Origin of the sequence: Lachnospira sp. (genome assembly GCF_016290755.1) — a bacterium.
Classification (GTDB): Bacteria; Bacillota; Clostridia; order Lachnospirales; family Lachnospiraceae; genus Lachnospira; species Lachnospira multipara.
The window spans coordinates 1-9,689 of sequence record NZ_JAEEVD010000070.1; the positions used below are offsets into that span (position 1 = coordinate 1).

At 35.8% G+C, this 9,689-nt stretch carries 9 protein-coding genes; 1 reads left to right on the forward strand and 8 read right to left on the reverse strand.

Annotated features, from left to right (window positions below; translation table 11 throughout):
• The 4 genes from QVA17_RS11575 to QVA17_RS11590 form a co-directional block, all read right to left on the reverse strand.
• Window positions 1-840: L-serine ammonia-lyase, iron-sulfur-dependent, subunit beta (locus QVA17_RS11575; RefSeq protein WP_287389068.1), on the reverse strand; the 840-nt coding region annotated here is incomplete at its 3' end.
• Between the two features lies 1 nt (window position 841).
• Entirely contained in the window at window positions 842-1,516 is a 675-nt protein-coding gene (gene sdaAB, locus QVA17_RS11580) for an L-serine ammonia-lyase, iron-sulfur-dependent subunit beta (RefSeq protein WP_287389069.1), read from the reverse strand.
• A 751-nt stretch (window positions 1,517-2,267) separates the two neighbouring features.
• A complete protein-coding gene (locus tag QVA17_RS11585) occupies window positions 2,268-2,828 on the reverse strand; it encodes a M48 family metallopeptidase (protein ID WP_287389071.1) in 561 nt (186 codons plus the stop codon).
• 228 nt (window positions 2,829-3,056) lie between these two features.
• A complete protein-coding gene (locus tag QVA17_RS11590; RefSeq protein ID WP_287389073.1) occupies window positions 3,057-4,184 on the reverse strand; it encodes a DNA/RNA non-specific endonuclease in 1,128 nt (375 codons plus the stop codon).
• A 279-nt stretch (window positions 4,185-4,463) separates the two neighbouring features.
• On the opposite strand from QVA17_RS11590, the gene QVA17_RS11595 reads away from it, so the two are divergent.
• Window positions 4,464-5,060, forward strand: a complete 597-nt coding sequence (locus tag QVA17_RS11595; RefSeq protein ID WP_287389074.1) for a 50S ribosomal protein L25 — start codon at window positions 4,464-4,466, stop codon at window positions 5,058-5,060.
• Between the two features lie 222 nt (window positions 5,061-5,282).
• On the opposite strand, the gene QVA17_RS11600 is transcribed toward QVA17_RS11595, so the two are convergent.
• From QVA17_RS11600 to QVA17_RS11615, 4 genes are all read right to left on the reverse strand, one after another.
• Window positions 5,283-6,383, reverse strand: a complete 1,101-nt coding sequence (locus QVA17_RS11600) for a Gfo/Idh/MocA family protein (RefSeq protein WP_287389076.1) — start codon at window positions 6,381-6,383, stop codon at window positions 5,283-5,285.
• A gap of 76 nt (window positions 6,384-6,459) precedes the next feature.
• Entirely contained in the window at window positions 6,460-8,586 is a 2,127-nt protein-coding gene (locus QVA17_RS11605; protein ID WP_287389077.1) for an HD-GYP domain-containing protein, read from the reverse strand.
• Between the two features lie 9 nt (window positions 8,587-8,595).
• Window positions 8,596-9,348, reverse strand: a complete 753-nt coding sequence (locus QVA17_RS11610) for a response regulator (RefSeq protein WP_287389078.1) — start codon at window positions 9,346-9,348, stop codon at window positions 8,596-8,598.
• Between the two features lie 11 nt (window positions 9,349-9,359).
• Window positions 9,360-9,689 (reverse strand): hypothetical protein (locus QVA17_RS11615; protein ID WP_287389080.1); only part of this gene is annotated, 330 nt, incomplete at its 5' end.

Genomic DNA, 9,689 nt, shown 5'->3' on the forward strand with positions numbered 1-9,689 from the left:
GATTTCACCCATGGCATCTATAACTTCATCAAAAGGAATTCTACTTTCAATTCCTGCAAGAGCAAGCTCTGCGGAAGTTACTGCATTTGCAGCACCAGTAACATTTCTCTTGATACAAGGGACCTCAACGTAGCCACCCACTGGGTCACAAGCAAGACCGAGTAAAACCTTGAGAGCAAGAGCGCCGGCATGCATGATCTGCTCTATGTTTCCACCGTTAAGATAAGCAAAGGCACAAGCTGCCATTGAACTTGCTGCGCCAATCTCTGCCTGACATCCGCCTTCAGCTCCAGCAATTGAAGCTCTAAAAGCGATAACCTCACCTACTGCTGCCGATAGATAAAGGCTTCGTACAATTTTATCATCAAGAGTGAAATTGTTATCGTCCTTTAATACATTTTCATTCTTAATAAGAGTTGGCTGGAAGCTAGCTAAATTGGCCTTTCTATGATTATAAAGAGTAATCAAAACCGCTGGAATTACACCACAAGATCCGGCAGTTGGTGCCGCAACAATTCTCTTCATACAAGCATTAGATTCTGAAACCTTTAGGGCATTTGTAATAAGATTAGCAAGTAAATCTCCTACTACGCCACCCCCATTTCTTCTAAAATCCTCATATTTCTTGGCATCGCCACCAGACAAGCCACTATTGGACTTTAAACTACCGTCATAATTATTTACAGAAGCAAGCATAGCCTCCCATAAAATTCTCATTTGCTCAAAAGAAGCTTCACAGCTAATGCCACGTTCATTGGCATCATTAGCAATGATTCTATCAATAAGTTCTTCCACATCTGTGCAATTATCAATTAATTCAACAATACTTGTATAAGCCATATTAAGCCTCTTTCTGTTTCTCGATATTAATATAAGTTACCTTTATAACGCCTTCTAAATGCTCAATCCATTTGATGGCTGTCTCTGGAATATCCTGATCAGTTTCAATAATCATAACTGCATATCCGCCTCGCTTATCTCTATAAAGATTAAGCGTTGCTATGTTAACACTTTTATGAGCAAGTGTTGATGTAACCTCAGCTACATGACCCGGCTGGTCCAGGTTGTGGACTATAAGTGTTGGATAATCGCCTGAAAAATGTGTATCGATCCCATCAATCTGCTCTATGGAAATTCTACCGCCTCCAAGAGATGCAGCCATAATCTTTAGGCTTCTGCCATTTACTGACTCAAGATTTAGTAGGCAAGCATTGGCATATTCTGTCTTTAATAAAACTTCTCCAACGCTTATCTCAATTCCCTGTTCCTTTGCAATTTCAAAAGCATCTGGAATTCTTTCATCATCTGGCATCATGCCCATAAGTCCTGCAACTATGGCCTTATCTGTACCATGTCCTTTTCCTGTTGCAGCAAAGGAGCCATGAAGTAAAATTTCCGCTTTCTTTAAATCTTCTCCAAGTAGCTGTCTTGAAACATAACCTATTCTTGCAGCTCCTGCTGTATGTGAACTTGAAGGTCCAACCATGATTGGCCCCATAATGTCAAAAATATTCATAAAGTCTCCTACAATGTGTTCAAATAAAAAAGAGTCGCAAGCTATTCGCTAACGACTCCCTTGTCTACGTAGGGTATTCTATCATACTAAAAATAAAAAGCAAGTTGTTGATGTAGCTTGCTAAAGTGTGGGGGAAATGTAAGGAGTCTGCGGAAATTCTTAGAATTTCCTGGACTCTTGATTTGTGGGGATTCTCATTGGATTCTCACTAATTTGGGGCTTTTGCTCCCTTCCGGAGCTTTATTTTTGGGGGAATGTGACTAAGAATCCAAATTGGGTCTCTTATAGCCACTGGTAAAATTAGAGTAAAAAGACGCGTTGTGCCTATAAAGCAAGAAGAAATCTAATTTTAGCCACAAGAATTTAAAAGAAGAGACCGCCTTTCCCCATTTGTAGACAGGGTTTTGTGCCTTTCTATACATCTCATTTCAAAAAAGTCACAAGCAATTTTTTCAAGGCTTCAAAAACAGTGGCTATAACTTGCTTTATTAAGCAATAAAGTCAAAAAGTGAAGCTCAGGAGCCGGAAATTCTACGCTACCGAGCCATACAGAAGAATTCTTCTGTGCCTATTGGCAGTGATTTCTCTCCTAAAAGTCAAAAACCCCGAATCAATGCCAAACCCCGATTTAGCAAGTAGTGGCTGTAGGTGTGGAATTCGCTTCAAAAAGTCAAAAGCCCCAAAACAGCATCACACACACAAAACAGCTACGCAAATTCATGCGCAGCTGCCATCAATATCTTTATTAAATTTAGAGCAATCGCTCTATCAAGCTTCCGCCATTATCTGCCAACCACTTCTTCGCTTCTTTATAATTAGGCATAACGCCCTCAACCTCAGCCCAGAACTCCTTAGAATGATTCATATGCAATCTGTGGCAAAGTTCATGCACCACCACATAATCCTGCACCCACTTTGGAGTAAGCATAAGCAGGCAGTTGAAATTTAAATTGCCCTTTGTTGTGCAACTGCCCCATCTTGTACGTTGAGCTCTGATAGTGATTTTATAATAAGAAACCTTCATAAGCTTAGCGTAATAAGCCACCCTTAATGGCAACTCTTCCTTTGCCACCTTGTAAAGATCTCTTAACTCTCTATCTGATAATTTAGCTACGTCTCCAAATTCAGATTTGTTTTCTTTAATTTTTTCTTCTGTCTTTTTTATCCAAGAATCACTTCTTGTTATAAAGTCGTTGATTGCCTTAGAACTAGCTCCAATTGGCACTCTAGCAACTAGACTTAAATCATTTTTCATTTCTAGTGAAAATGTTTTTCTCTTCGACTTTATGATTTTAATGTCTGATTTTTTCAAAACTAAACTCCTAAAAAACTAATTAATTCTTATTTTACTTACTAGGCACTTCAAATTCTCTCTCTCATTTTATGAGGCATTTTTTAAGATTTTCTCACATTTTATGAGGCAAATTTATAACTTTTCTCACATTTTATGAGGCAAATTTCAAGATTTTCTCACATTTTATGAGCCAATTTTTAAGATTTTCTCACATTTTATGAAAAAATACAGTATTAATTGTATTTTCTAAGGATTGCACTTCTTACATGGTTCATAACCTTGATTTATCAAATCTTGTCTTGAACCTGTATAATCTTGGCGGTTTGAATCTTTTATTGTACTTACTGAACCACAACTTGGACGGTGGAACTTCTTAGTATTTGTATTTAGTACATACGAGCTTGAGGAACTTGATCCTGCTGCCACCGCACCTGAAGAACCTGCACTTCCTGAGGAAGCTCCAGCTCCAGAATCATATGAACTAGCAGAACCAGAAGAAGATCCAGAACCTGAATAACTACCTGAGCTACCTGAACTACTAGAGCTGCTGCCTGAGTTACTAGAACTACTGCCTGTAAACTCTGGGCCGCTTGAATCACCAGTTGCATAATCTATTGTTACGCCTGGCTGCACGTTGTAACAATAAACACAGAAGCTAAGGCCTGTGCCATTATCCTCCACGGATTTTGCTTCCATAAGAACCCCTGAAGCAAGAAGGTTGTCACCCTCAAATACAGGTGTTACACGATACATTACGTGATTGCCTGTAGACTCAATGTAGTCTGCGGTTTTATTTTCAAAAGGAAGCATACCCTCTACGTTTAAGTAACGAGTGCCTGTAATTAAATTTCTTGTGTTTGCATTTTCACCAGTAAGCTGATAGCCGATGAGGTGACACCTGTTATATAAGTAGTTACCGTCGATTCCGGCGTACTTAACCAAATGCCAGCCCGTTGGATGCACATTTCCAATGTTGCCACGCTTCTCAGTGGGCATCAAATCCTTGCCAATGGAAGCAACACAAGTCTGGCATCTGCCGAGACTATCAAGCTCCCCGTAGCTTTCATAGCTCTCTGCAGTCATTTCTTCGTTTGTAAAAAATGGACAATTGCCGTTAATCTCACAATAAGGGCTGCCCGAATAAGCCGGAACTTCTGCCAAGTTAAAGGCATCAAGGCCGGTTGAGTAAGCAGCATTATCGTTAATGCTCTCCCCAGAGCTTAAGATTTCTTCACTTGCGGTATCTGATACATTTTCATTCACAAGCTGATTAGGCTCTGTTGCTTGACTATCGGTGCTTGCAGCCTGACAGGCAGGTAGGCAAATTAGCAAAAGCGATAGCCACAATAAAACTAGTAAATTTTTCTTTTTCATAAAACTCTCCCTAAGTTAATATCTAGCATAAACACTAGATTTCTCCCATATATTCTAACCTAATATAGGGAAAGTTTAAAGGAATTACCAGTTCAATTATAAAAAAAGTATAAAGTTTTTAATGTATTCGTGCCAAAAGAAAAAACATGGGTGTATAATGTGAGCCAGTAAGACGTTTTACTAAAACTAAATAAAAAAAAATATCACTTAACAATACCTAATTCTTTTTTGCGGAATTTGAAGGCTGCTAAGCGAGGAGTTTTTGGAGGTAAAAGACAAATGGATACTTTAAAAACACAGCGCAGAGATATCGCCGACAAAGCTAAAAAGCTTAGACGAGAAGGTTTTGTAGTAGGAAGCCTTTTTGGAAAAGAGATAAAAGACTCACTTTTATTTAAAGTGGATAAATTGGAGTTAGCTAAATTCTTAAGAACTAATAACAAGGGTTCTAAAGTAACACTTGATATTGATGGTGAGAAGCACCTTGCTCTAATTAAATCTATCGACTACGATCCTTTCAAGGGTGTAATTAATGAGATTTCATTACAGGAACTTTTAAAGGACGAAGTTGTTAAGTCCGTAGCAGAAATAGTTATTGAAAACAGAGATAAAGTACAATCTGGCGTACTTCAGGAAGAATTAACAGAAGTTTCTTACAGTGCTCTACCTGCTGATTTAGTAGATAAGATCACAATTGATGCTTCAAAGCTTAAGTTCGGTGAAGTCATTAAGGTAAAGGATCTTGATATTTGCAAGAATCCTAAACTTACAGTACACACAAACCCAGAAGCTATCATCTTAAGCGTCAGTGCTTCAAGTATTAATGAAGAAGATACTGCAGAAGAAACAGAGGCTGGCACTACTGGAGTTGCATAGATTAATAAATAAAAAATAATTTTTGAAAATATAACTTAATAATAACCAAAAAATAATGGGTCAAGTTATTAGACTTCCAATTTGGAATTTCTTTTAACCTGACCCTTTTTATTGTGTCAAGACTCGCTCGCGAGTCTTGCGCGCCGGATTCGGGTCTACTTCAGCAGACAAATTCCTGTCCGAATCCGTGCGCATCCTCGCGGAGCATTTAACTCACTTTGATTATGCAAATTCATTTGCAAGTCTCGCATCTTCTACTGCCTGGTCCACGCTATATTTTGCCTTGCCAGACAAGAAATCTGCGATTCCGATTTCATCATTATTAAAACCACAAGATAAATAATCGTTAGTCCAAAGCTCTTCTCCTTTAAAACTAATGGAAACTAAATCCCTATTGTCATCATAATGATAAACTAGCTTATCGCTTTCATAGGAAAATTTATGTTTTCCCTCTGGGCTATAGTCATAAAGGCTATCCTTACCAATTGCACCAGAAGAAATAGATGAGCTTAAGCTATATTTTACCTCATAAGAATCTACTTCCTTAGAATCTAGCTTCTCTCCTTTAGCAATTTCCCTTGCATAAGAAAATCTATCATCTAGCATTTCACCTAAACTACCCTGAATACTTACTCTAGATGACTTAATTTCTGTGTGATATTGAACACCACTAAAGTCGTAGATTACATGTCGATTTTTTTCAAGTTCTAGAATAGTGATGTTTCTTTTATATTCCTTTAAGTCACCTGCGTAGGTTATGCCTGCTCTTGCTCCTGTTTCTAGCATCTTAAAAGGATAGCTAACAGAAGAAACTATTTTTACATTTTTTAAATCTCCCATGAAAAATCTAATCATGCTAACTCCATGATAATCATGGCAAAAAGAGAAATACATATCGATTAAATCCCCGATTATATGTCTATCTAATAGTTTTTTCATAGCCTGAAATCTTGGATATCTATGATACTGCTCTGCTACCTGAATCTTATCCTTGAAAGGAAAATTAATTAAGGCACTAAACTGCTCTTCATTAATTCCAGCTGGTGTCTCCATTAAGACCTCAAAGCCTAGTCCTGCCCACTCCATAGCAGTTTCTACAATATTTGATTTAGAGCTTGCAACCACTACTAAATCAGGAGAAAGCTTTATACACTCCTCTTTAGAAGTTGTTACCTTAATGCCATGCTCCTTTGATAGTCTGCTTGCAGTCTCTTCTGACCTTGTAAGCATTGCAAGGAAATTAAACTTCTCTGGCAGAGCCTTAATTACTCTGTAGTAAAAAAATGCTCTCCAACCAGAACCCACAATAATTATATTTTTCAAAACTAGTCCTCCTTAAGGATTTTTACTATTCTTTCAAACTTGATTCTAACACATCAAAATATGCGAAAAAAGAGCATTATGTTTTATCTACGCTTTCCTTTGATACTTGAATTATATCCTCCTTAGCCTGAATAAAAGCATCTACAACTAAAGGATCAAACATATGTGAGGCCTCTCTATTTAATTCAAAGAAAGCCTTATGGAATTCTAATTCCTCTGATTCATGTCCAACAATTAACTTATCATAATAAATTGCTACTGCCATAACTCTAGCAGAAATAGGAATCTTTTCTGCCTTTAAACCATCTGGATAGCCACTACCATCCCAGTTTTCATGATGATAATGAGTAATATTTTTAGCCTCTGCTAAAAAGCTTGCATCTGGTAATTTTTCCATAATCTCTGAGATAATATTATAGCCAATTACTGTATGAGTTTTTATAAACTCTTCTTCTAACTGACTTATATTTCCCTCCTTAGATAAGATATCATCTGGAATTCCGATTTTACCCACATTATAGAAAGGAGAACATATAACAATATCATTAGCAAGGCTCTTATTTAAAATATCCTTATAGTAACCTAGTTCTAGCATTTTATTAAGTACGATTTCCACATATCTCCTTCTTGTTTCAACTCTTTCCACGGAAGAATAATTACGATACTTCATAATGGTAGCCAATATGATAGCCATGTTTCCTTTAGCTAGCTCTATATTTTCCATCTTCATTTTATTTTCCATGGAATACTTAGCATTTTCCTTAGCAAGAGAAAGAATGTTTTCATACAAGCCCTGAATTTCATCCCCAGTTTTTATATCTAGTTTCTTAAACTTCTCCACATTTTCTTGTCTGTCATATTCATCCTTATATTCAAAAGAATTAAGTCTTAAGGTCATAGAGTCAATAGGAATGACAATATTATAATTTGAAATCCATATACCAAAACTAATAAAGAATATAACAATTCCAATAAACACGCTTAAATACCTACTAAAGTAAATCATGATTTGTTTTAGATAATTTTCAAGTACTATGTCTACTGCTACGTAGCTAACACATTTTCCATTAGAATCATAAATTGGACTATAAGCTGTAATAGCGTAGTTTCCACTTACCTTAGATAATACGGGCTCAATCTCATCACCATTTAAAAAGTCATTGATATTTGGTAAAAAATTCGGGTCAAAGGTAACAACTGAGCCTAAAGTTTGAGTGGTTTCTGTCTGACTATCTAAATCAAAAACCACATGACAGCCATCGGATTTAAACTGATATACATAGATATATTTGCAATTACTAGTATTCTCAATAAGACTAATTAAATCTTCCTCTGTACGATAATAAGCGTTATCCTTTGAAATACTATCAAGATAGTCCTCTACCTTATCTCCATCTATTAAAAGTGAAGCAACTTTACTAGTATTAATCGCTAATTCTGTATTATTATTAACTAAATAGCTCTCAAACAAAGTCATATAAATAAAGACAGAAACAATAGCTATAAAGGTAGAGAATAAGATAATTACTGATACAATTTTATTTCTAATAGAAGCCTTAAACCTCTTAGTCTTCTCGTAATCGATAATAGGTTGTAATGGCATCGGTCTTTGAAGCCACAGACATAAAGCAAATTTATAATAAAGTCTTTGAGGCACTAAATTAAATATTAGTAACACTATAGAAAAAGAAATGGTCTTATCAATAAGCTCATAAAAAAGATTTGAAATATACCAACCTGTTTCAAAAGGCATGCCCTTACTTAGGAAATAATTAATAATAAAGCTATTGTAAACGTTAACAGACATATTATTTAGGAAAATGCTAATAAGTCCACCACAAATACCCCCTAAGAAAGTATAAGTAGCAATTAAGATCATGTGACTTTTAATGCTTCTTTTCATACCGGATCTAGTTATAAACACAGTAGAAAGAGCAATTAAGATACTAATTACATCATAAAATATAGATTTTTCATTCATTACCATAGAGATAAAGTTTGTAACTAGAGCCACAAAAATACTTGGAAGATATCCGCACAAAAGGGCACAAAGAATCGTTCCCGCTGTATCTAAATACAGCGGAATATTAAGATTTAGAGCCACTAGCTTTCCACCCAAATTAATGAAAATAGCAACCAGAATCATAACCATAGGTATCTTTATCTGTTCCCAATATTTATTTCTTTTGCCCCTTTTCTCCATACTAAACTCCTATCCAATAATGTTTTTTATAGTAGATACCAGCTTTGTCTGACTTACTGGCTTTAATAAATAACCGCTAGGCAAAAGCTTTAAAACCGCCTCAATGTGTTCTCTATCATTAACACCTGTTAAAAAAACTACTGGAATATCCTTAATATCATCATCCGCCTTAATCATTTCAAGAGTTTGTTTACCATCGCATACCGGCATTTCATAATCTAAAAGAATTAAATCTGGTCTCTTTTTTCCAATTGAGGTCATAGCCTTCATACCTGAATTAGCAATAGATACAGAATAGTAATCGTCTAGCATTTTCTTAATAGAACGAAGAGTCATGGCATCATCATCTACGATTAATACCTCTTTTTTTTCATCTGTACCTGCTTTTAGCACATTTTCTACCTTAATTTTTAAAATGCTACAAATACTTCTAAGTATTAGCTCTCCATTAACTTCTCTTTCAAACCTATAGTTTTGCATGTTTTTGCAAATGTTTTCATAGCTTTTAATTTTCTCATCAGAACCTACTGTCATCAGCGGGATTTTTGGAAAATTCTTTGATATTATCCCTAGTTTTCTTATATCATCATCTGTCATATCTTGAAGCAGGCAAATTATAAAATCTGGCTCAACTAGCGTAAGCATGGACTCCAGGCTAGAAAAATTATCTAGGCATAACTGTATCCTAAAATATTTTTGAAGGTAATCGTTTAACTCTTTAGAATCATTGTTGGTCTTTGAAATTAATAAAATTTTCTTCATAAATGTCCTTTCTACAAGAAGCTTTTCATTTCCTTTGCAATCTCTTGTACCGCGTCCTCATCAAGATCTTTAACTGCCACCGATAACTTCGGCATTAAAGCATCCACTTCATCCCCAAAACTAAAATCTTTAACCTTAGTCATAATTTCATCTGCTGTATCTATATCAAGACTTTCCATAGCCTGATTTAACATATCAAGCATAGTATTAAGCATGGCTAAATCTCCTTTTTTTAGCTCCCCTGTCACCTCATTGGTTTTTGCCACTAAAGATAACTTATCCCTATAAGAAAGCCATTCTTCTATGAAAATCTTATGCATACCCTTAATTATGCTTAACTT